Annotated in this window: 20 protein-coding genes; 7 read left to right on the top strand and 13 right to left on the bottom strand. The window is 64.4% G+C overall.

What is annotated here, in order from left to right:
• Positions 1-22 precede the first annotated feature (22 nt).
• From Q7P63_09515 to Q7P63_09485, 7 genes are all read left to right on the top strand, one after another.
• Entirely contained in the window at positions 23-823 is an 801-nt protein-coding gene (locus Q7P63_09515; GenBank protein MDP0500324.1) for a hypothetical protein, read from the top strand.
• 90 nt (positions 824-913) lie between these two features.
• The gene (grpE, locus tag Q7P63_09510) at positions 914-1,540 is read left to right on the top strand and encodes a nucleotide exchange factor GrpE (protein MDP0500323.1); all 627 of its coding nucleotides are present in this window, start codon (positions 914-916) and stop codon (positions 1,538-1,540) included.
• 28 nt (positions 1,541-1,568) lie between these two features.
• Positions 1,569-2,732, top strand: a complete 1,164-nt coding sequence (gene dnaJ, locus Q7P63_09505; protein ID MDP0500322.1) for a molecular chaperone DnaJ — start codon at positions 1,569-1,571, stop codon at positions 2,730-2,732.
• A 6-nt stretch (positions 2,733-2,738) separates the two neighbouring features.
• On the top strand, positions 2,739-3,320 hold the full coding sequence (gene purN / locus Q7P63_09500; GenBank protein MDP0500321.1) for a phosphoribosylglycinamide formyltransferase: 582 nt from the start codon (positions 2,739-2,741) through the stop codon (positions 3,318-3,320).
• A gap of 48 nt (positions 3,321-3,368) precedes the next feature.
• Positions 3,369-3,647, top strand: a complete 279-nt coding sequence (locus Q7P63_09495) for a type II toxin-antitoxin system VapB family antitoxin (protein ID MDP0500320.1) — start codon at positions 3,369-3,371, stop codon at positions 3,645-3,647.
• Positions 3,644-4,024, top strand: coding sequence for a type II toxin-antitoxin system VapC family toxin (locus Q7P63_09490; protein MDP0500319.1), 381 nt, complete (start codon positions 3,644-3,646; stop codon positions 4,022-4,024). The genes Q7P63_09495 and Q7P63_09490 overlap by 4 nt, the downstream gene beginning before the upstream one ends.
• 28 nt (positions 4,025-4,052) lie before the next feature.
• Positions 4,053-4,943, top strand: a complete 891-nt coding sequence (locus Q7P63_09485; protein MDP0500318.1) for a 50S ribosomal protein L11 methyltransferase — start codon at positions 4,053-4,055, stop codon at positions 4,941-4,943.
• A gap of 399 nt (positions 4,944-5,342) precedes the next feature.
• Here Q7P63_09485 and thiE read toward each other — a convergent pair whose 3' ends face one another.
• From thiE to Q7P63_09420, 13 genes are all read right to left on the bottom strand, one after another.
• Complete coding sequence (gene thiE / locus Q7P63_09480) at positions 5,343-5,978, bottom strand: thiamine phosphate synthase (GenBank protein ID MDP0500317.1); 636 nt, start codon at positions 5,976-5,978, stop codon at positions 5,343-5,345.
• A gap of 28 nt (positions 5,979-6,006) precedes the next feature.
• On the bottom strand, positions 6,007-6,636 hold the full coding sequence (locus Q7P63_09475; GenBank protein ID MDP0500316.1) for a hypothetical protein: 630 nt from the start codon (positions 6,634-6,636) through the stop codon (positions 6,007-6,009).
• A gap of 156 nt (positions 6,637-6,792) precedes the next feature.
• On the bottom strand, positions 6,793-7,251 hold the full coding sequence (locus Q7P63_09470; protein ID MDP0500315.1) for an Asp23/Gls24 family envelope stress response protein: 459 nt from the start codon (positions 7,249-7,251) through the stop codon (positions 6,793-6,795).
• A 9-nt stretch (positions 7,252-7,260) separates the two neighbouring features.
• Positions 7,261-8,652, bottom strand: a complete 1,392-nt coding sequence (gene accC / locus Q7P63_09465; protein ID MDP0500314.1) for an acetyl-CoA carboxylase biotin carboxylase subunit — start codon at positions 8,650-8,652, stop codon at positions 7,261-7,263.
• Between the two features lie 18 nt (positions 8,653-8,670).
• Positions 8,671-9,117 carry an acetyl-CoA carboxylase biotin carboxyl carrier protein gene (gene accB, locus Q7P63_09460; protein MDP0500313.1) on the bottom strand — a complete coding sequence of 149 codons (447 nt, stop codon included), beginning with the start codon at positions 9,115-9,117 and terminating at the stop codon, positions 8,671-8,673.
• 89 nt (positions 9,118-9,206) lie between these two features.
• A complete protein-coding gene (locus Q7P63_09455) occupies positions 9,207-11,942 on the bottom strand; it encodes an AsmA-like C-terminal region-containing protein (protein ID MDP0500312.1) in 2,736 nt (911 codons plus the stop codon).
• Positions 11,943-11,946: 4 nt separating this feature from the next.
• Positions 11,947-13,857 carry a DUF4340 domain-containing protein gene (locus Q7P63_09450; GenBank protein MDP0500311.1) on the bottom strand — a complete coding sequence of 637 codons (1,911 nt, stop codon included), beginning with the start codon at positions 13,855-13,857 and terminating at the stop codon, positions 11,947-11,949.
• A gap of 12 nt (positions 13,858-13,869) precedes the next feature.
• Complete coding sequence (locus Q7P63_09445) at positions 13,870-15,339, bottom strand: GldG family protein (GenBank protein MDP0500310.1); 1,470 nt, start codon at positions 15,337-15,339, stop codon at positions 13,870-13,872.
• 4 nt (positions 15,340-15,343) lie between these two features.
• Positions 15,344-16,105: an ABC transporter permease subunit gene (locus Q7P63_09440; protein ID MDP0500309.1), complete on the bottom strand. Its 762-nt coding sequence runs from the start codon at positions 16,103-16,105 to the stop codon at positions 15,344-15,346.
• On the bottom strand, positions 16,105-17,112 hold the full coding sequence (locus tag Q7P63_09435; protein ID MDP0500308.1) for an ABC transporter ATP-binding protein: 1,008 nt from the start codon (positions 17,110-17,112) through the stop codon (positions 16,105-16,107). The genes Q7P63_09440 and Q7P63_09435 overlap by 1 nt, the downstream gene beginning before the upstream one ends.
• Positions 17,113-17,211: 99 nt before the next feature.
• Entirely contained in the window at positions 17,212-18,249 is a 1,038-nt protein-coding gene (locus Q7P63_09430; GenBank protein ID MDP0500307.1) for a biotin--[acetyl-CoA-carboxylase] ligase, read from the bottom strand.
• A gap of 164 nt (positions 18,250-18,413) precedes the next feature.
• Positions 18,414-19,337, bottom strand: coding sequence for a carboxylating nicotinate-nucleotide diphosphorylase (nadC, locus tag Q7P63_09425; protein ID MDP0500306.1), 924 nt, complete (start codon positions 19,335-19,337; stop codon positions 18,414-18,416).
• A 101-nt stretch (positions 19,338-19,438) separates the two neighbouring features.
• Positions 19,439-20,728, bottom strand: coding sequence for a glutamate-5-semialdehyde dehydrogenase (locus tag Q7P63_09420; GenBank protein MDP0500305.1), 1,290 nt, complete (start codon positions 20,726-20,728; stop codon positions 19,439-19,441).

The raw sequence follows: 20,728 nt of genomic DNA, 5'->3' as shown, positions 1-20,728 counted from the left end.
CAAACCTCAATCTCGTTTTCATATGGGTTGCTTTGTCAAATTTCTGATCGGCCTCGTTTCGCTGATCGTCGTGCTGCTCGCCCTCGCCTTCGGCCTCATCTGGTTTGTTGAAGCCAAGGGGGTGGACCAGTTTGCTAAAGCGCTGAGCAAGGAAACCGGCTATCCGATCACGGTTGAAGATTCCGAGCTGAAGCTCACCGACCTCTTTGTGCGCCTAGACGGCACTACGATCGGAAACCCGCCCGAGCTCTTCGACATCCCCGAGATGATCGTGATCAAGCAGTTCCTCGTCGATGTGAATGAGGAAGACAGCGAAATCAGCGTCTCAGGCATCAACCGCGTCGTCGTCGAACAAGTGGTGCTCGACATCGAGCAAATCTCGGTGCTGACGAACAAGGACGGGGTGAACAACTTCAAGGAGTTGAGCGACCGGATTGATGAGGCCATGGCCAGCGGGCAGACGGCGCCCCAGCCCGAAGAGCAGCCCAGCGAAGCAGGCGAGCCGCTCGATTACCTGATCCGCGACCTCAAGCTCCGCATCGGCAGCGTGCGCTTCAAGGACGACTCGGGCCGCATCCCCTACGTGGGCCAGCAAGATCAGGTGAAGGAAGTGAACTACACGCTGGAACTGAAGGACGTGACCGACCTGGAAAGCGTCTACCGCCAGGTGCTCAACGAGCTCTCGCGTCGTGGCCTGCAGGAAGCCATGCCCTACCTGCGCAATTCGATGAACGACCTGCTCGATGATGCGGGCGTCGAAGAAGGCGTGCGCGGCCAACTCGAGCAAGGTTTGCAGAATCTCTTTGAAAAGAGGGCGGAGTAGCCCATGTTTAAGGTTTGGTCAGCCGGCGTCCACCAAGGTCGTCGGCTTGTCTATCGACGTATAAAAACGTTATTCAAAACTGTTTTTCCTATGGCGGAAGAAGCGAAAAAGACGCAATCCTCCCAACCCGAAAGCGCCCAATCGGCGCCGGAACCTACTGTGAATCAACCAGAACCCGAAACGACGGAGAACGCCAGCGCGGTGTCGGCCGAAGAACATAGCCAGCTGCTCCAGCAACTGGAGCAAGTAACGGCCGAGGCCGAAGAAAACCAGCGCCGCTACCTCCGCGCGGTGGCCGATCTGGAGAATTACCGCAAGCGCGCCATGCGCGAAAAGGACGAAGCCCGCCGTTATGGGGCCGAAAACCTCGCCGGCGACCTGCTGCCCGTGCTCGACAACTTTACGCTCGGCCTCCAGGCCGCGAGCCAGCACGAGGCCGGCAAGGTCTTTGCCGAAGGCTTTGCCATGGTGCAGACCCAGATCCGCCAGGTGCTCGAAAGCAACGGCATCCAGTCGATCAACCCCGTGGGCGAAGCCTTCGACCCCCACCGCCACGAGTCGCTGGCCTACCAGCCGAGCGAGGAAGTGGAGGAGGGCAACGTCATCGCCGTCCACCGCGTCGGTTATCAATTGCACGACCGCCTGCTGCGCCCCGCCTCCGTGGTGGTGTCCAGCGGCCCCGCCCAAAAGTCGGAAGGAGAAGCCAGCCAAGGTTAATTGACCGCCGGCCCTGACGCATCTCACCATGGCAAAGACCGACTATTACGAATTGCTCGGCGTCGCCCGCGACGCTTCTGCAGAAGACATCAAGAAGGCGTACCGCAAGCAGGCCTTGAAGTACCACCCCGACAAGCACAAGGGGGACAAGGCCATGGAGGAGAAGTTCAAGGAAATCTCCGAAGCCTACGAGGTGCTCAAGGACGCCGACAAGCGCGCCGCCTACGACCGTTACGGCCACTCGGCCTTCGAAAACGGCGGCGGTGGCCCCGGCGGCATGGGTGGCTTCCGCGGCGGCCCACACGTCGACCCCTTCGACCTCTTCCGCGAAGTCTTCGGCGGCGGCGGAGGCGGTGGTGGCAGCCCGTTTGACGACCTCTTTGGCGGTGGCGGCGGGGCCGGTGGCGCGCGTGGCGGTGCCGACCTGCGCTACAACCTCGAAATCTCGCTCGTCGAAGCCTACAAGGGCGTCGAAAAGGAGATCACCTACCGTTCGGCGGTCGCCTGCGATCGCTGCCACGGCGACGGAGCGGAGCCCGGCTCGAGCGTCATCACTTGCCCGACCTGTGGCGGTGCGGGCCGCGTCGTGACCTCGCGCGGTTTCTTCCAGGTGCAGCAGACTTGCCCCACCTGTGGCGGTGCCGGTCGCGTGCCCGAGCGCAAGTGCACGAAGTGCAGCGGCGAAGGCCGCGTACTGGAGCAGCGCAAGGTAAAGCTCCGCATCCCTGCCGGTATCGACACCGGGCAGCGCCTGCGCTCCACCGGCAACGGTGAGGCGGGCATGATGGGTGGCCCGGCGGGCGACCTTTACGTCGTCATCCAGGTCAAGCCTCACTCGGTGTTCGAGCGCCAGGGCGACGACCTCTACTGCGATGTGCCGATCAAGTTTACCCTTGCAGCCCTCGGCGGCCAGATCGAGGTGCCCACGCTCTCCAACGAGAGCGGTATGGTGGCCCTCAAGATCCCCGCCGGCACCCAGAGCGGCACCGTCTTCAAGCTGCGCGACCGCGGCATGCCCCACTTGCGTGGCGGCGGCCATGGCGACCAGTATGTGCGCGTGCACATCGAAGTGCCCAAGAAGCTGAGCACCGAGCAGCGCAAACACCTCGAAGCCTTCGCCCGCGCCAGTGGCGACGCCGATCAGCCGGTCGAAGAAAGCTTCTGGGAAAAGGCCAAGAAAATCTTCGAATAGGCCCACATGAAGTTCGTAATGCTCGGATCCGGTCGCGGCTCGAATGCCGAGGCTCTGCTGCGCGCCTGGCAGCAAGGGCAACTCGGCAAGGCCGAGCCCGTGGCCATCTTCAGCGACAAGCCCGACGCGCGCATCCTCCAGCTCGGCGAGAGCTTCGGCGTGCCCTCCCGCTTCGTCGACCCCGGCAAGTTCAAGACCAAGCTGACCGACGAGGCCGAGCAGGATCTGATCGCCGCCATTCGCGCCACCGGGGCAGAGCTGGTGGTGCTCGCCGGCTACATGCGCGTGCTCAAGGAGGGCTTCCTGACCGCGTTTCCCCGCCGCATCATCAACCTGCACCCGAGCCTCCTGCCCTCGTTCAAGGGCCTCAACGGCATCCAGCAGGCTTACGACTATGGTGTCAAAGTGACCGGCTGCACGGTCCACTGGGTCACGGGCGAGCTCGATGGCGGCCCCATCCTCGACCAGGAGCCGGTGCGCATCGAGCGCGGCGAGACGGTTGAAGACCTTGCCGCCAAAATCCACGCGGCCGAACACCGCCTGCTCCCCCAAGTCGTCCGCCAACTGGCCGACGAGTGGGGGCAGTAGGCTTGACCTCTGCGGGCGGCGTGTGCATTCTAGAATACCAACTAGAACATGCCGCCGTCCATGCAGATCAACATCAAAAGCGAGCGCGCCCACCGTTTGGCCCGGGAGTTGACCGAGTTGACCGGTGAGAGCCTGACCGAGGCCGTGACGGAGGCCATCGCTGAGCGTCTGGAACGTGAGCGCGAGCAACGGCGGGCTCTGGAGGGTAATCGTCGCACCGCAGTGCAGACGCTGGTGGCGGAGTTTCAACGCTTGCCGGTGGTGGATCCACGCCCTGCCGACGAGATTCTTTACGACGCCGAGGGTTTGCCTCGTTCCCGCGCATGATCGTGGTCGATACCTCCGCCATAGTGGCGATTCTGGAGCAGGAGCCGGAGGCCGAGCGGTTTTTGCAGGCGCTACTGGCGGCAGAGCTTCCCGTGATGTCGGCCGCCACACTGGTCGAGCTTTCGGCCGTGATGATCCGTAAGCGAGGCGAGGCGGCGGGGCAGATCGTTGACCGCTTGCTAGCCGCAGTAGGGGTGCAGATCGAGCCGCTGACCCATGACCAGGCCCTGTTGGCGCGCGAAGCTTACCGACGATTTTCCTCGCTCAATTTTGGCGATTGCTTTGCCTATGCGCTGGCGCAAGACAAGGCGGCCCCGCTGCTCTACAAGGGCAACGATTTCGGTCAGACCGATGTGCGTGCCGCCTTGCCCGCCTGAATTCCATACCCAACCCTTTGCCAATCACATGATCGAATTGCGTTTCCCCGTCTCGGCCGAGCAGGCCAATCGGCTCGAAGAATACTTCTGCGAAGAGTATCAGACCTTCTGGATGCTCTACGAAAACGACAAGACCAAGCAGAACGAGCTGCGTGGCTTCTTCGCCTCCGAGGAGGAAGCCGCCGAGCAACAAGCCGCCTTGCGCTCTGCCGTGCCTAGCCTGCCCGAGCCGTCGGAGGTGCGCCAGCTCGACGATCAGGACTGGAAGGACGCCTACAAGCTGCACTTCAAGGCCTGGAGCGACCGGGGGCTGCACTTCGTGCCGGTGTGGGAGCGCGATACTTATCCGCTGCCAGCGGGCGATCAGATCGTCTACCTCGACCCGGGCATGGCCTTCGGCACCGGTAATCACGAGACGACGCGCCTTTGCATCCGCCGCCTGATTGATGCGCGCGACCGCTGGGGCGATACCGTGGCCCAGCGTAACGTGATCGACGCCGGTTGCGGCTCGGGCATTCTCGCGATTTCCGCCCGAAAGCTGGGCTACCAGCCTGTCTTCGGCTTCGACAACGACCCTGAATCCGTCCGCATCAGCATCGAAAATGCCGAGCTGTGCGAGGTGAAGGACGAGGTGGAATTCCTCTGGATGGAGTTGACCGAAGGCCTCGAGCGCGGCCCGGCCGACCTCGTGATGGCCAACATCCTCGCCAACGTGCTCATGGCCTACGCCGACCAGCTACTGGCCACGGTGAAGCCCGGTGGCGACCTCGCCTTGAGCGGCATTCTGGCCAAGGAAGTCGACGAAGTGCGCGCGTTCTTCGAAGCTGCCGCCCAAAAGGCCTGGCCCGAAGGCGCGGTCTACATCGACCAGCGCACCGAAAACGACTGGGCCGACGTGCTCCTTCGCCGCGGCGAGTAAGAGGAGCGCGAGAGCTGTAACGAGGCGCTGGAAACAGCACCTTCTTCGGACGGTTACCTGCAGTGTCGGTTCGCTTTGCGAACCTCAACTGCAGGCTAAGGGATGGCATCCCTTCGGGATGCTGCATCATCCAGCAAGCCAGAGGCTTGCCAGCTCTTAGCGCGGGGTTGAGGTCCGCTCCAGCGGACCGGCACCCCGGGTTCTTCAGGATCAAGAATGCACCCCGGCGGGGTGCCACCATCAGACCTGCCAACGCTCGAATAAAGAGCACTAACATCCGGCTTTGTCCACTCCATGAGACGCTATAATCTCAGGCAGCGAGCGCAGAGATTCGTTTAGGGATCTTTGTGCCTCTGTGTTCTTGGTGAGAGTAATCCCGCCCAACCGCGACGGTCGATCCTATCCCAGCGCCTGCCGGATTTCCTGGACGGCGGCGGGCGTATCATCTGCCTGCAGGACGTCGGACACGACGACGACGCGGCGGGCACCGGCAGCTTTAACTTCGGCGACGGTGCGGCGGTTGATGCCTCCAATGGCGAACCACGGGAGCGGAGCGTTCAGGCTCGCTACGTGGCGGACGAGTTCCAGCCCAACGGGTTCGTAAGTGGGCTTGGTCTGCGTGGCGTAGACGGGGCCGACGGCAAAGTAGTCTAGATGCTCGCGGTGCTGGAGCATTGCGTCGGCTGCCTGTTGCGGGGAGTGGGTGGAGAGGCCGAGCACGCGGTCGGGCCCGAGCTTTGCGCGGGCTTCGGCCACCGAGAGGTCGTCTTGCCCCACGTGCAGGCCGAGGCGGGGATAGGCGAGGGCCAGCTCGAGGTGGTCGTTGATCACCAGCGGGATGTCGAGCCCGTCAAACAAGGGCAGGATGCGCTCGAGCAGGGCCTGGCGTTCGGTAGGCGTTTCTCGCTTGGCCCGCAGTTGGATAATGTCGGCACCACCTTCGATGAGGGCCTGGCACTTGCGCTCCCAATCGGCGGGGGCGACGTAGCCGGTGTCGAGGATGCCGTAAAAGCGGGCGGCGGAGAGGTCTTGCATGCACGCAGGTTAGGCGGGCAGGGGCGGGTTAGCCAAGTCGCTTCTTCGACTCTTCCTCTTCGGCTTCGCGCGCTTCGAGGTTGTCGGTTTCGTCGTAGGCACCAGCTTCGTCCACCTTGGTCGTCTCGTAGGTCTTGGTGGCGCTGGCGTTGCGCTGGGGCTCCGTCTCGGAATGGGAGACCAGATGGGAGGGGCTGCTCGTTTTGGTCGTGGTGTCGCGGCGGCTTTCGAGCAGGGGCGTGCGGGGGGCCACGGGCGGGTCGCCGACGATCTTTTTCACCGTCACATCGATATCGCCGATGTTTTCGAGGCCGAACTGGTTACGCAGGGCTTCGCGGATGCGGTGCTTCAACTCGGCTTCCACCTCGGGCAGCTTGGCCGTGGCCATGAGGTCGAGGTAGCAGTGGATGTGCAGCTTGCGGCGGCGGGTGCCAAACTTACTGTGCAGCTTCTCCACCCCGGGCACGCCCATCACCGCATGGTTGATAAGGTTGCGCAGGGTGCGAGGGGCAATCTCGACGCGGCCGCCCTGGGCCCGGAAGGGCACGATGGGGGCGTGGTTGCGGCGCCACTTGACGAGGGTCACGAGGAGGAAGATGGCCACGATCAGTGCGGCGCCAAGGATAGCGAGGTGCACCGGGTCCTGGAGCCATTCCACGATTGATTGCCAGTAAGTTTCCATAGGTTCCTGAGTTTATTAAACCACGAAAAAGCGGCTTCAGCAAGTCCTACGCGGACATGCTGGCGGGGTTTGGGGATACAAAAAAGCCACCGACGAGCGGTGGCTGAAATGGAGGCAAGTGCCGCGATCGGGTTAATCGCGCGGGGTCTTGGCCGCCGGCTTCTCGCGGCGTTCGCCTTCGGAGTGGGTGGGCTTGGCCTCGGGCTTGCGCACGGCTTCGACGAATACGTTGACTTGGGCGACTTCGTTGCCAGTCATGTTTTCGACTTCGTCGCGCACGCGGATCTGGATTTCCTGGGCCACCTGGTGGAGCTTTACGCCGAGCACGAGCACGACGTGCACATCGATGATGTAGCGCTCCTGGTCGTCATGCTCCACGACGACTCCGCTGCCGCCGCGCCCGCCGAAGAGGGGGATCCCGCCTTGGCTGACGCTGAGCACGCCTTTGGTCTCCTCGGCAGCGAGGGTGGCGATGTTCTGGACCACGCCGAGGGCAATCTTGATCGCACCGGAACCGGTATCGTGTTCCTGGTAGTGATCGAAGGAGTCCTGCGGATCGGTGTAGGTATTTTCGTTATCGTCTGGGCTCATGGCGACGGCTTAAACGTTAGCGCTGGGGCCTTGCGGCGGTTCGAGGAGGTCTTTGGGCGCGCGCTTGAAGAAATCTTCAATGAAACGCGTCGTGGCACCTTGTTCCACAAACACGGGGTCTCGCAAGATTGCCCGGCAGAAACTGATATTCGTTTTGATGCCGCGGATCAAGTATTCACTCAAGGCGCGGTAGCCTCGGTCGAGCGCCACCTGGCGGGTGGGGCCGTAGGCGATGACCTTGGCGATCATACTATCGTAGTAGGGCGGGATGTGGTAGCCGCCGTAGACGTGGCTGTCGACGCGCACCCCGTGGCCACCCGGAGGGTAGTAGAGGGTGATCTCGCCCGGGCTGGGGGCGAAGTTGCGGGCCGGGTCTTCGGCGCAGACGCGGATCTCGATGGCGTGGGCCTTGATCTGCACGTCTTCCTGCTTGTACTGGAGCTTCTCGCCCGCCGCCACGCGCAACTGCTGCTTGATCAGGTCGATCCCGGTCACCTCTTCGGTCACGGGGTGCTCCACCTGGATGCGCGTGTTCATCTCGATGAAGTAGAAGTTCCGATTCTTGTCGACGAGGAACTCGATCGTGCCCGCGTTCCAGTAATTGCAGGCCTTGGCGGCGGCAATGGCGGCTTTGCCCATCTCTTCGCGCAGCTCGGGCGTGAGGAAGGGGCTCGGGGCTTCTTCGATCACCTTCTGGTGGCGGCGCTGCACGGAGCAGTCGCGTTCGCCGAGGTGGATCACGTTGCCATGCTCGTCGGCCAGGATCTGGAACTCGATGTGGCGGGGCTCTTCGATGTACTTCTCGATGTAGACCGAGCCGTCGCCGAAGGCCTTGGCCGCTTCGTTGCTGGCGGCGTTGAATTCCTTCTGGAAGGTGATGGCGTTGTGGGCCAGGCGCATTCCGCGCCCGCCACCGCCTGCCACCGCCTTGATGATGACGGGGAAGCCGATTTCCTCGGCCACCTTCACGGCTTCCTTGGGGTCTTCAATCGCGCCGGCGCTGCCGGGCACGGTGGGCACGCCTGCTTTCTTGACCGTTTCGCGCGCGCGGGCCTTGTTGCCCATCAGCGCGATGGTCTCGGAGCGGGGGCCGATAAACTTGATTTTGCACTCCTCGCACTGCTCGGCGAAGTCTTCGTCTTCCGCAAGGAAGCCGTAGCCGGGGTGAATGGCATCGACGTCGGCGATTTCGGCGGCGGAGATGATGCGCTCGGGGCGCAAGTAACTTTCACCCGACGGCCCGGGCCCGATACAGATGGCACCATCGGCCAGCTGCACGTGCAGGGACTGCTCGTCGGCCTCGGAATAGACGGCAACCGTCTCGATGCCGAGTTCGCGGCAGGCGCGGATGATGCGGAGCGCGATTTCTCCGCGATTGGCGATGAGGATCTTTTTCAGCATGAGGCCAGCGGTGGCGCGCTACTTCACGCGGAAGAGGGGTTGGCCGTATTCGACCGGTTCGCCGTTTTTGGCGAGGATTTCGGTGATCGTGCCCGAAAGCTCAGCCTTGATCTCGTTCATCACCTTCATGGCTTCGATGATGCACACGACGGACTCGGGGTTGACGGTGTCGCCGGCCTTGACGAACGAAGGGCTGTCGGGAGACGGCGCGCCGTAGAACGTGCCGACCATGGGGCTCTTGATCACGCGGCCGATTTCTTCCTTGGGCGCGGTGGGGGCTTCCGCAGCCACGGGGGCCGGCATGTGTTGGGCATAGGCGGCGGCGGGCAGGGGAGCTGCCACCGTGTATTCGGTCGTGCCCTTACGGCTGATACGCAGCCGCAGGCCTTCTTCTTCGATCTCAAATTCGGTCAGGTCGGACCGCTTCATCAGATCGACGATGGTTTTAATTTCCTTGATATCCAAAGCCAGCTCCTGGGTAAGGTTTACGCGTTGGGAGAATAATGAAGAGGATTCACCTAAGACGGTGCAATGCAAATTCTTTTACTAGCGAGTTACGGTTCGCGATTTGCAGGTCCGCTTTTAGGGGCAGGTGCCGTTTCTTTAGCTTTTTCGGCGGGGGGAGAGCCGCTGCCGCGAAACGGGTTCCATTTCCAGCCCCAGTCGGGATCGGACAGGGTGCCCGTCACGCGCATCTCCAGCACGCCGCCAAGGGGCGAGAGCAGGCCCGTTACGACGTTGCCCACGATGGTGCCGCGCATGACGCCGGGGGACGCGCGCACGTTGAAGTCGAGCGCCTGGGTGGGCAGCGATACAGTGCCGTCGGCCCGGATGCGCAGGCCGGGGCCGCTGATGCTCACATCGGGCAGGGTGAGGTCGCCGGAGGTCAGTTGCAGCTCCGTCTCCAGCTCGCGCAGGGGGGAGGTGGTGATGGTGATGCCCACTTCCTCCAGCAGGCGGGAGAGGCCGCCGAGCAGGCGCACGCGTTGCAGCTCGGCCTCGGAAATTTTCAGGTGGCCCTGGCCAGAGTAGGTCTCCGTTTGCGCGCCCTGGCCGTGGAGGGTGGTGCTGAGGTTGAGCAGGCCGGGCGGCGCGTCGGGGTTGGCGGGCGTGGCTTCGGGCGCGTCCTTGCCTCGGTTCTGGATCCAGGTGATCGCGCGGGTGTAGTTGGCGTCTTTGAGGGTCAGCTGCAGGTCGAAGATCGGGCCGGCCTCGGGCTGCATTTTCAGGTTGGCGGTGGCATCGGCCGCTCCGCCGAAGACTTGGCCTTTTACCTTCGTCAGGCTTATCAGTTTGTCCTTCAGGGAGCCTTCCATCACCAGGGAGTCGACCGGCAGGGTGAAGGTGGTGAACGGCGTGTCGTTGCTGAAAGAAAAGTCGATGTAAGGCGTTTGGGTGCGGCTCTCGATCTCGGTGCGAATCTGGCCGCTGAAGGCGACGCGCGGCGGTTTGTTGGGGCTCTGGAGGCGCTCGCTTACGGTGCCGGGGGCGAGCTTGAGGGCGGCTTCGAGCGCGGGAACCGGCAGGGTGCTGCGGATGTTGACCCGCTGGACGCGATAGGCGGGGTCGGCCGGGTCGAGCTGCCACGAGACTTGCCCGGTGATGGCGCGGCCGGGGCCGCTGCGCGCGTCGAGGTGTACGAGCTGGATCTGGTCGTCGTTTTGCCGGATACGCAGGTCCACCACTTCCAGCGGCTGGTCGCGGTAGAGGATGTCGCGCATATCCAGCGCCAGCTGGTGGCGGTGGGCGTAGTCGAGGCCCCAGCTGCTGCGGACCTGGATGCTGGCCCAGGGAGGCGGCCCAGGGATGTTAAGCCCTTCCCAGAGGCTGTCGTACCAGTTGCCAAACATGGGGTTGAGCGACTGGGGGTAGAGGTTGCCTTCGAAGCGGAGGTAAAAATCGCGGCTGTCGAGGCTCTGCCCGAAGGCGCCGACGGCGTGTTGGCCGTCGCCCGAGGTGACTTGGATGTCTTCGAGGTGGAGCCAGCCGTCGGCCATGCGGCCATGGGCTACGCCCCAGTCGAAGGTCACGTCGCGCACGGTGAGGCCGTCGAGGCGCACCTGAAGGTCGATGGGGCCGAGTTGGGCGTCTTCGAGCAGCTCGATCTGCGCTTCCACCCGCGAAGTGCCTTCGAAACGCACTTCCTTTTGCGCCTTTTCGAGGTTGAGGCGGGGGAGGCCGAGGATGTTGTCGGGATCGATCTCGGTAAAAAGGTCGATGGAGCCGCTCTTGCGGGCGGTGTCGAACTGGCCGGAGGCGGTCCAGAGTCCGCCGATCGCATTGGTGACGGCTTCGAGTTGCCAGGTGCTTTCGCCTTCGGTCAGCCGGGGCGCCTGCCAGTGCAGGAGGGTGTTTTGCAGGCGGATGTCGCGCTGGGCGAGGTCTTCGACGCGCAGGGTGCCGGTCGCGAGCCACTCGGGGTCGCCGGGCAGGGCAGTCAGCTCAAGATGGTGGGCGGTCGCGTCCTGATACTGGAGGTTGCGGACGTGCAGGGCCGCTTCGCGCCAGGCGTAGGCGGGGTTGATCCAGCCGCTGGCGTCGAGCAGGAGGCCGTCGACGCGCACTGCGGGCTCGGGGAACTGGACGCTGCTCAGGTAGGCCTGCGCCTGCCATTCGGGCAGGGAATCGGTGGCGGGCAGCAGGCGCACTTGGAGGCCCGCGCCCTCGATAGGAGGCAGCTGGGCGGCAATGCTTTCGATTTTTTCGGCGGCTTGGCGCAGGCGCTGGGCGAGAGGCTGGTCGGGTTGCGGCTCCTGTTGCGGCAGCTCGGTGGGGATGGGGCCGGCGGCAAAAAAGTTGATGCCTTGCCAGCGCCCGGCTGCTTCCTGCAGGTGCCAGGTGCGCCCGTGGTCCAGCTCCAGGTTGCTCAGGCGCAGCACCGGGTCGAGCGAGTTGCGGCCATAGAGGCGGATGTCGCGGGCGAGGACCGACTCGATGAGCACTTCTTCGCGGTCGCGCAGGGCCAGCCAGTTGATGTCGATGCGGGCGGTGCCGATGCGGAGCAGCTGGTCCTGATCAAAGCGGTGGTGCAGCGCCAGCCCGTCGACGCTGAGGCGGCCCCGCAAGTCGATGTAGGCATTCTCCCAGCTCGCGGTCAGTTCGTGGGATTCGAAGGAGCGGTTGATCCGGCTTTCGAGAAACTTCGGGACCGGCAGGTCGGGCGAGGTCAGCAACAGGATCGCGATGACGGCCTGGATGGCGAGGATGCCGGTGAGGATGCAATTGGCCGTGAGGCAGCAGCCGCGCCAGCAGACGAGGCAACAGAACCGGAAGGTGGGCCGCTTGCGCATGGGCTCAGTTGGCGCTGGCGGGCGCGGCCTCGGCTTCGGCTTCGGGTGCGGAGGCCGCAGGGGGGATGGCGGCGGGGCCGCGAGCCTGGTCGAGCGGCCCGAGGAAGGGCTCGAGCGCTTCGATCATGAAGTGGGGCAGCGTAAAGACGAGGTCGGCCTCGGGCGAGGCGGCGTATTGGGTCATGCCGCCCCGGCGCTGGCTCAGGAAGTAGACAATGGTGCGTGTGGGGGCTTCGGCGGAGCCCGGCTGCGTTACATCGGCTTCGAGGCGGAAGTCCCACGGGATGCTCGTCTGCGGGTCGAGCTGGAAGGGCCGCGTAAAGCCGCGCCGCAGATAGTTGCGCACCTCGAAGTTGCGCAGTTGGTGGCGCAGGGTCTCGATCAGCGTGCGGTCGGGCTCGTTTTCGAGCACCTCCAGCGCTTCCCAGCTCGGTTGCTCGCCCAAGGCGCGCTCGAAGATCACTTCGTTGGTTGCGTCCTTGACCAGTCGCATCCGGCGGATTTCGACCGAGTTGGGCAGGGTCTGAACGATGCGGTTGCGGTAAAAGAGCGGGGAGAGCGGCAGGTTGTAAAGGATGGCCGGGCGTACTTGGTAGACGGTCGCTGCCTGGTTGGTCTGCGCGTAGATCACGTTGCGGTCGCTGGCGAGGGTACCCAGGCGCAAGACGAGGGGCTGGTCGCTGCCTTCGCGGCGCAAAGTCACGATGCGCTGCGGCTGCTGGAGCCCGAAGCGCTGCAGGTCGGACTCGGCGGGCGCGTCGGTCACAAACGAGACGGCTTCCAGCTCTTCGAGCGCGTCGATCACGCGGTTGAGGATCTGCGGATCGGCCGTGGACGATTGCAGGCCGTCTTGCGGCTGATCGAAGAGGACTTGCCAGGTGCCGTTTTCGAGCTTCTGCAGCGTGGTTTTCTGCTCGTCGAGGCGGATCTCGATCGTGTTGAGGCGGCTGGGCGAGAAGGAGAGCAGGCGTTTTTGGCGCAGCGTCTCCTGGGCGCCGGCGATGAGGGCAAAGTTATCGGCGGCGACAGTGAAGACGGCGTCGCGGTCTTCGAGCTTGGCGAAGCGGCGGCGCGGCAGGTCGTTGCCTGGCACCTGGCTGCCCACCAGCAGGCTCTGGTTGCGTTGGGCGCTTTCGAGGGCGATCCGCAGGTCGGGGTTGTTCAGCCCCTGCTCGCCGAGGTCGGGCGTCACAAATTCGGCGGCCTCCATCTGGTAGAGCGCTTCGATGGCGCGCTGCACGGCCAGCTCGTCGGCGGGGGCCTGCACGGGGGCTTCGAGCTGCCACTCGCCCTGTTGGGCGCGCAGGCGCACGCGGGTGCCGTTTTCCTGCAGGCTCAGCAGGCGCACCTCGCTGGGGTGGATCTGCAGCACGCGGTGGTCGACGAGGTTGTCGAGCTCCAGAAAGAGGCTGGCGAGCAGCTGACGGTCGACCACCAGCACTTCGTCGCGCCCTTCGAGCTGCAGGTAAAGCTTGGCGCCCAACTCGGTGGGGGAGCCGATGTGCAGGCGCAGGGTGTCCTTGGGGGTGGTGAGGACGAGGGTGGCCTGCGCCGGGTCGAGCCCGTATTCGCCGAGGCTGCGACCGCTCGACTCCAGTTCGCGCATGGAAAAGCGGGTCTCCCAACGCAGGTGCAGCAGTTGGTCGAGCAGGCGCTCGAGGGCAAAGCGGTTGGCGGGCCAGCGCACGGGGGCCTGCACCCACCAGTCGCGGTCCTGGCGTTCGAGCGTCCAGGTGCGGTTGGCCTGGTTGCCGCTCAGCTCGACTGCTTCCAGCTGCTCGATGAATCCAACGGGCAGCACGCGCCGGTGGATGGACTCGGCGGAGACGACTTCGCCTCGCTGCTCGAGCAGCAGGATGGTGCCGAAGACGACCAGGTTGGCCAGCAGGAGAAAGAGGGTGAGTCGGAAGCGCATGGCGAGGAAGGCCTAGATGCGGCGCAGCCAGTAGAGGATGAAGCCGGCGAGGCCAACCGCGCCTGGCACCAGCAGGAAGTAAAGGGACAGCTCTTGCAGCTCGCCCCGGCTGGCGGTGAGCCGGTAGGAGTCGACGGGGCGCGGCGGGATGGCGAGGAACTGGTCGCGGTTGAGCAGCCAGTTGATGGATTGCAGCAGCAGGGCCTGGTTGCCGGGCGCACTCATGCGCTGGTTGGCAAACAGCTCGCCACAGCCGAAGGCGACCACGCGGCCCCCGGGGATGTTGATCTGCAGCTGTGAGGAGGTGCGGCGCTCGGCGGCTACGGCCAGCGGCACGGGCCCGGCTAGGTCGACGCCGGCATCGTAGCGGGCGGGGCCGGTGCGGTAGGCGCGCTCGCCCCAGCTGGTGGCCGAGCTGCCCATGATGTTGGTCACCGTCAGGCGCTCGTCGCCCATGGGCTGACCGGAGGCGCGGGCAGGCCGGCTGAGCCCGCCGACGACGTAGACTTCGTTGTTGATGTGAAACTGGGTGATGGGGTGCTCCGCGAACTGGCGGATGAGGTAGCTGCCGGAGTCGACGAGGAAGTCGCTGCTGTCTTCGAGCACCATCATGTCGTCCATCCGGATCCCCCAACTGGCGATCAGCTCGTCGAGCCCGTAGTCGCGCCCCGGCCCGAGGAGGAGCATGACGCGGCCCGCCTCATCGTTGAGGTAGCGGCGCAGCTTTTCCTGCTCGGCGCGGGTAAAGGGGCCGCGCGGGCCGGCAATCACCACAAGGTCGGTCGTCTCGGGCACGTTTTCGACCTGCGTGAGGTCGAGGGTGCCGACGGCAAAGTTCCGCTCGCGCAGGGCCCCGGCGACGACGGAGAGGCCGCGGCTCGGGCTCACGTCGTCGAGTCGCATCTCGTCGTGGCCGGAGGTAAAGTAGATCGTGGGCTGGCGGGGGGCGGTGACTTCGAGGATGGCGCTGGTCAGCGCCTGCTCGCCCTTGAACGCGGTCGGGGTGTCTTCGCCGTCGAATTCCGCGAGGTCGGGCGGCAGGAGGATGCGCTGGCGTTGGTCGGAGACGACGAGGATCGCCTCGGGCTGCTGGAGGCCGTAGCGTTGCTGCAGTTGCTCGGCGCGGGCGAGGTCTTGGAAGATGTTGACGAATTCGACTTCGATGTCGTTGGGCCCCATGCGGGCGGCTTCCTGGTATTCGCGCAGGAGGCCTTCGAGGTAGGTCTTGAGGCGGTCGCTGCCGGTCTCCGGGTTGCCGGTAAAGGTGACGATCACGCGCACCGGGTTTTCCAGCTCGCGCAGGTAGGCGCGGGTCTCGGGCGAGAGGGCGTAGAGGTGGCGCTGGCTGAGGTCCTGGCGATGGTAGTGGTTCATCGCCAGGTAGTTGATCCCGCCGAGCAGGCACAGGATCAGCGCCGTCTGGAGCAGGCGGTTGGCCCGCCGCCCCAGGTTGGTCATGCGAAACTGGTCGAGCGCGGGCATGGGGTTACACTTTGCTTTCCACCACGAGCACGGCCAGGCCCAGGACCACGAGGGTGCTGCTGAGGTAGTAGACGACGGGGCGGGTGTCGATCACGCCGCGCACGAAATCGTTGAAGTGATGCGTCACTTGCAGGTAGGCCAGCAGGCTGTCGGGCACCAGCAGGTTGAGGTCGGGCGCAAAGCCGGTATTCTGGATCACGGGCACGCCGACGAGGAGGATGAAGATAATGCTGAAACACAGCATCCCGGCCACAAGTTGCGTGCGCGTGAGGCTGCTGCTGAAGATGCCCACCGCCACAAAGAGTGCGCCGGAAAGTGCGATGAAGGTGTAGCCGCCGATGAGGGGCCCTGTCTCCAGCAGCCGCTGCGTCACATCGGGCTGGTCGAAATAATTGACGGTAATGAGCGGGAAGGCCAGCGAGAGCGCCCAGACGAAGATGTAAAAGGCATACGCGGCCACAAACTTCGCAAACACCACCTCCAGCGCGGTGACGGGGGTGGCGAGGAGCGACTGCAGGGTGCCAAGCCGCCGCTCTTCCGCTACGCTGCGCATGGTGAGCAGGGGCACGAAAACGAGCGCGGGAATGAAGAAAAAGCCGAAAAAGAGCGTGGCGGGGGCCGCTTCCTGCTCCTGCGCCGCCAAGTCGAACAGCACCACGCTGTACCAGATGCCCATCACCATCAGGGTGAGCACGGCGGCGACATAGGTGGAGGCGCTGGCGTAGAGATTGCGGGCCTCGTGGTGGATGAGGGTAAAGAGGCGCATCAGGCGTCGGCGTGCGTGTGCGGGTTGGCGTTTTCGAGGTCCCAGCTGCGGCGGGTGGCGGCGAGGAAGATGTCTTCCAGGCGTGCCCGGCGTTCGCGCCACTCGCGGACGGTAATGTTGGGGTGCTCCTGCAGGCGGCGCAGGACCTCTTCTGCCGGGGTGCCTTGCTCGCCTGCGCTGAGGTGGGCCTCGTGCCAGTCACCTTCCAACGGTTCGTGCTGAGTCACCTGCATGGTGGGGAAGTGCTCGGCGAGGACGGCCGTAAGGTCTTCCGGCGTGCCTTTGAAGACCAGCTCGAAGGCTTCGCCCTGCACGAATTCGTGTCGCAGCTCTTCCAGCGTGCCAGCAGCGACGAGGTGCCCCTGGTTGATGATCAGCACGCGGTCGCACGAGACTTCGACTTCGGCCAGGATGTGGCTGGAGAGGATGACGGTCGTCTTGCCGCGTAGTTGCTCGATCAGGCGGCGGATGAGCAGGATCTGGTGCGGGTCGAGGCCGATGGTGGGCTCGTCGAGGATGGTGACGGCCGGGTTGGCGAGCACGGCCTCGGCAATGCCCACGCGCTGGCGCAGGCCTTTGGAGAGTTGCCCGATCAGGCGGCGGCTGTGCTTGCGGTGCAAGTCGCACCACTCCAGCGACTGGCTGACCTGGGTGCGCAGCTTCTTGCCGTGCAGGCCTTTGAGGCGCCCGCGGAAGCGCAGGTAGTCCTTGACGCGCAGGTCTTCGGGCAGCGGGTTGTTCTCCGGCATGTAGCCGAGCCGCTCCTGCACTTTTTGCGGCTCGCGGGCCACGGAGATGCCGTCCACGAAGGCTTCCCCGGAGTCGGCCCGGATGAGCCCGGTGAGGATCCGCATGGTCGTGCTTTTCCCGGCCCCATTGGGCCCTAGGAAGCCGACCACTTCTCCCGGGCGCACGGAGAAGCTCAGCTGGTGGAGGACCTTGGCGCGGCCATAGGTCTTGCTGAGGCCCTCGGCCACGATACTGAACTCCGGCGTCGCTTTTGGCATCGCAAATACCTGCTCCAGTGTGCAGGTGCGACGCGCGCTGTAAAGGAAGGATAGCGGTTTGCCCGCACTCCTTCCCCTAGTGTCTGGCGAAAACAGACACTAGCTGCGCTCGGCAGCCTGCTCGGCCTCGGCGGCGCGCTGGCGGGCCCAGGCAGAAGTGCCGATGGTAATTTCGCCCGAGTTGACGCTGATCAGGGTCTCGCTGTCGAGGCGTACCTTGAGCGCGCCCGTCTCGTCGATGCCTTCGGCGCGGCCTTCGATCATCTTTCCGCGGTATTCGGCGCGGATGATCTGGCCTTCGAAGGCGTCGTATTGCTGCCACAGCTCGAGCATGGCCGGGAGGTGGGTGCCTTGCAGAAAAGCATCGTAGGCTTCGGCGCAGCACTTCACGAGGCCGGCGGCCAGCTGGTTGATGCTGAGTTGCTTGCCGGCGTGGGCGCTGAGGGTGGTGGCAACTTCGGCCACGTCGCTCGGCCAGTCGACCAGGTCGCCCGAGACGTTGAGGCCGAGGCCGAAAACGAGGTCGCGCGTGCGGTCGGCGTCGATGCGGGCTTCGGTCAACATGCCGGCCACCTTCTTGCCTTCGAGGATCAAATCGTTGGGCCACTTGATGCGCACGGGCATCTCGTGGGCTTCGTGCAGGTAATGGCACACGCAGAGGCCGAGCCAGATGGTGATGGCCTGCATGCGGGCGTGGCTCGTCTCGGGGCGGAAGGCAAAGCTGGCGTAGAGGTTGCCTTCTTCCGGGCTGTACCAGCGGCGACCGAGGCGACCGCGGCCACGCGTCTGCGAGCCGGAGACGACTACAAACGGGGCGGCCTGGCCATTGGCGAGGCGGCGTTCCGCTTCGCTGTTGGTGCTGTCGAGGGTTTCGTGGAAAAAGACCGGGATCCGGGCCTCAGCCAACTCCAGATAGGCCTGGAGCAGGGGTTCGTTGAGGCGGCGGGGCTCCTCGAGCAGGCGATAACCGCGGTGGCGGATCGCTTCTACCGCGAAGCCGCTCTCCCGCAGCTTTTCTAGCCGCGCCCAGACTCCGACCCGCGAGATGCCGAGTTGCTGGGCAAGGTCGTTGCCCGAGACAAAGTCGCCTTTGGCCGTGAGGAGGGATTTGAGGATGATGACGTCGGTCTGTGACATGTGGTAAAGGAGGGGTTGCTTCCTACATGGTAAATCGTTCGATGGGTGGAATACCTTAGTGTAAATATAGGGTGTAAGATGTAAACAAACTGACGATATTAAGATGAAATTATCATATCAAGTGTATAAAACGGCGCTTTAAGTATCTTCCTTTAGGTAAATTCCTATATTCTCCAGTCCAGACCGATATCTTTCCAACGACTTTGGTGCACGGTGGCCCCGGTGGAAATAAAATCGAGGCCCAACGTGGACAGTTCCGCCAGTCTCGCGAGCGTGATGCCGCCGCTGGCTTCGGTCGCTGCTTTCACCCCAATCAGATCGACAGCCTGGGCGAGTTCCGAAGTGGAAAAATTGTCGAGCAGGAACCAGTGAGCCCCTGCGTCGAGGGCAGGCTGGATTTGTTCCACCGCATCCACCTCCACCTGGATGAGCAAATCCGGATAGCGTTCGCGTGCCTGACGCACGACGTCGGTGAGGGAGGCGCCGGCGGTGGCCCCGGTTGCTGCCAGGTGGTTATCCTTCAGCATCACCCGGTCGTAGAGGCCCAGGCGATGATTCCAACCTCCGGCTTGGGCAACGGCGTATTTTTCCAGCAAACGGTAGCCGGGGGTGGTCTTGCGGGTGTCGAGCAGGCGGGTGGGGCTGTCGCCGAGCGCGATGACGTAGGCGCGGGTCTCGGTGGCGACGCCACTGAGCTTCTGGAGGAAGTTGAGCAGTAAGCGCTCGAGCTGCAGGATGTCGCGCGCGCTGCCTTCGAGCAGCCCCAGCTCGTCTTTGGGCTGGGCCACCGCGCCGTCTTGCACATAGGGCGTCCACGCGCATTGGGCGCCGTAGGCTTCGATCAGCAGAGGGATCAGGGGGAGGCCGGCGACGGCGATTTCCTCCCGGGCCACGACGGCCGCACGCCCTTGCTTCTCGTGCGGCAACAGGGCGCTGGTCACATCGAACCGGTAGCGGGGGGCTTCGCGCAGCCCGGCTCCCGCGAGGTCTTCATCGCGCGCACGTGCGATCAGTTCGCGCAGCGAGGCGGGGTCGAGCTCGGCCCAAGTAATCTGTTGGCTCCAGTCGGAAGCAAATGCAGCACTCATGTCCCCGGGCTAAAGCATCCAGCCGGGAGAGGCGAGCCTGTAAAGCGCCGCAAGGTTAGACTTGAGAGCCGTTCCGTTTTAATCTGAAGCAGCGAAACGCTCTAGCCGCGAATCTGCCCGTTGCCGACGATCTGGTACTTGTAGGTCGTCAGCTCGTTGAGGCCCATGGGCCCGCGGGCGTGCAGCTTGTCGGTCGAGATCCCGATCTCCGCGCCGAGGCCAAACTCGTAGCCATCGGTGAAGCGGGTGGAGACGTTCCAGTAGCAGGTGGCCGAGTCGACGCCGTTGAGGAAGCGCTGCGCGGTAGCTGCGTCGCCCGTCACGATGGCGTCGCTGTGGGCCGAGCCGTGCTCGTTGATGAAGTCGATCGCCTCGTCGGCGTTGTCCACCGTCTTGACCGCGAGGATCAGGTCGAGGTACTCCTCGTCGTAATCCGTCTCGGGGTCGACGGGGGCATGGGGGATGCCGGCCTTTTGCAGGGCCGCCGCGCTCGCCTCGTCGCAACGCAGCTCCACGCCTGCGTCAGCCAGGGCCTTGGCCACGACGAGCCAGGTGGTGTCGAGGATCGAGGAGTGGACGATGAGGTTTTCCGCCGCGTTACAGACGCTGGGGCGCTGGCACTTGGCGTTGACCGCTACCTTGGCGGCCATTTCGGCTTCCGCTGCTGCGTCGACGTAAACGTTGCAGACGCCGGTGTAGTGCTTGATCACGGGCATCCGGGCGTGCTCGGCCGTAAAGCGGATCAGCGACTCACCACCGCGGGGGATGATGCAGTGGATGTAGTCGTCGAGCTTCAGCAGGATGTTGAGGGCCGCGCGGTCGGTCGTGGGGACGAGCTGCACGGCGTGGGGATTTACGCCGTGCTGGCGCAGGGCTTCCTGGATCAGCTCCGCCAGCGCGCCGTTGCTATGGAAGGCTTCCTTGCCGCCGCGCAAAATGGTGGCGTTGCCGCTCTTGAGGCAGAGGGCCGCGCAGTCGATCGTCACGTTGGGGCGCGATTCGTAGATGATGCCCACGACGCCGATCGGGACCGAAACCTTACGGATGGTAAAGTCTTGGGGGTGCTGGTAGGTGTCCAGCTCGCGGCCTACGGGGTCGGGCAGGGCGGCGACTTCGCGGACGCCTTGGGTCATGCCGGCGATGCGTTTGGGCGTCAGCTCCAGGCGGTCGAGCATGGGCTTGCTCAGCCCGGCGGCGGCCCCGGCCTGCAGATCCTTGGCGTTGGCTGCACGTAGGTCATTGGCGCGGCTTTCGATCAGCCCGGCGAGGGTTTCGAGCACGGCGTTCTTCGTCTCCGTCGGCAGCGTGGCCAGGCTGAGAGAGGCGGCGTAGGCCTGCCGGGCTAGCTGCTGGATCGTTGCTTCGAGGGAGACTTCGGCGGTTGCGCTCAT

The organism is Verrucomicrobiota bacterium JB022 (assembly GCA_030673845.1).
Lineage (GTDB): Bacteria > Verrucomicrobiota > Verrucomicrobiia > Opitutales > Oceanipulchritudinaceae > WOUP01.
This window is presented reverse-complemented; position numbering and strand designations above follow the sequence as displayed.

Excerpts from the sequence above, each read along its gene's own strand:
- Q7P63_09515 (MDP0500324.1), top strand. The coding sequence starts at position 23 with ATGGGTTGCTTTGTCAAATTTCTGATCGGCCTCGTTTCGCTGATCGTC.
- grpE (MDP0500323.1), top strand. The coding sequence starts at position 914 with ATGGCGGAAGAAGCGAAAAAGACGCAATCCTCCCAACCCGAAAGCGCC.
- dnaJ (MDP0500322.1), top strand. The coding sequence starts at position 1,569 with ATGGCAAAGACCGACTATTACGAATTGCTCGGCGTCGCCCGCGACGCT.
- purN (MDP0500321.1), top strand. The coding sequence starts at position 2,739 with ATGAAGTTCGTAATGCTCGGATCCGGTCGCGGCTCGAATGCCGAGGCT.
- Q7P63_09495 (MDP0500320.1), top strand. The coding sequence starts at position 3,369 with ATGCCGCCGTCCATGCAGATCAACATCAAAAGCGAGCGCGCCCACCGT.
- Q7P63_09490 (MDP0500319.1), top strand. The coding sequence starts at position 3,644 with ATGATCGTGGTCGATACCTCCGCCATAGTGGCGATTCTGGAGCAGGAG.
- Q7P63_09485 (MDP0500318.1), top strand. The coding sequence starts at position 4,053 with ATGATCGAATTGCGTTTCCCCGTCTCGGCCGAGCAGGCCAATCGGCTC.
- thiE (MDP0500317.1), bottom strand. The coding sequence starts at position 5,978 with ATGCAAGACCTCTCCGCCGCCCGCTTTTACGGCATCCTCGACACCGGC.
- Q7P63_09470 (MDP0500315.1), bottom strand. The coding sequence starts at position 7,251 with ATGAGCCCAGACGATAACGAAAATACCTACACCGATCCGCAGGACTCC.
- accC (MDP0500314.1), bottom strand. The coding sequence starts at position 8,652 with ATGCTGAAAAAGATCCTCATCGCCAATCGCGGAGAAATCGCGCTCCGC.
- Q7P63_09455 (MDP0500312.1), bottom strand. The coding sequence starts at position 11,942 with ATGCGCAAGCGGCCCACCTTCCGGTTCTGTTGCCTCGTCTGCTGGCGC.
- Q7P63_09450 (MDP0500311.1), bottom strand. The coding sequence starts at position 13,857 with ATGCGCTTCCGACTCACCCTCTTTCTCCTGCTGGCCAACCTGGTCGTC.
- Q7P63_09445 (MDP0500310.1), bottom strand. The coding sequence starts at position 15,339 with ATGCCCGCGCTCGACCAGTTTCGCATGACCAACCTGGGGCGGCGGGCC.
- Q7P63_09440 (MDP0500309.1), bottom strand. The coding sequence starts at position 16,105 with ATGCGCCTCTTTACCCTCATCCACCACGAGGCCCGCAATCTCTACGCC.
- Q7P63_09435 (MDP0500308.1), bottom strand. The coding sequence starts at position 17,112 with ATGCCAAAAGCGACGCCGGAGTTCAGTATCGTGGCCGAGGGCCTCAGC.
- Q7P63_09430 (MDP0500307.1), bottom strand. The coding sequence starts at position 18,249 with ATGTCACAGACCGACGTCATCATCCTCAAATCCCTCCTCACGGCCAAA.
- nadC (MDP0500306.1), bottom strand. The coding sequence starts at position 19,337 with ATGAGTGCTGCATTTGCTTCCGACTGGAGCCAACAGATTACTTGGGCC.
- Q7P63_09420 (MDP0500305.1), bottom strand. The coding sequence starts at position 20,728 with ATGAGCGCAACCGCCGAAGTCTCCCTCGAAGCAACGATCCAGCAGCTA.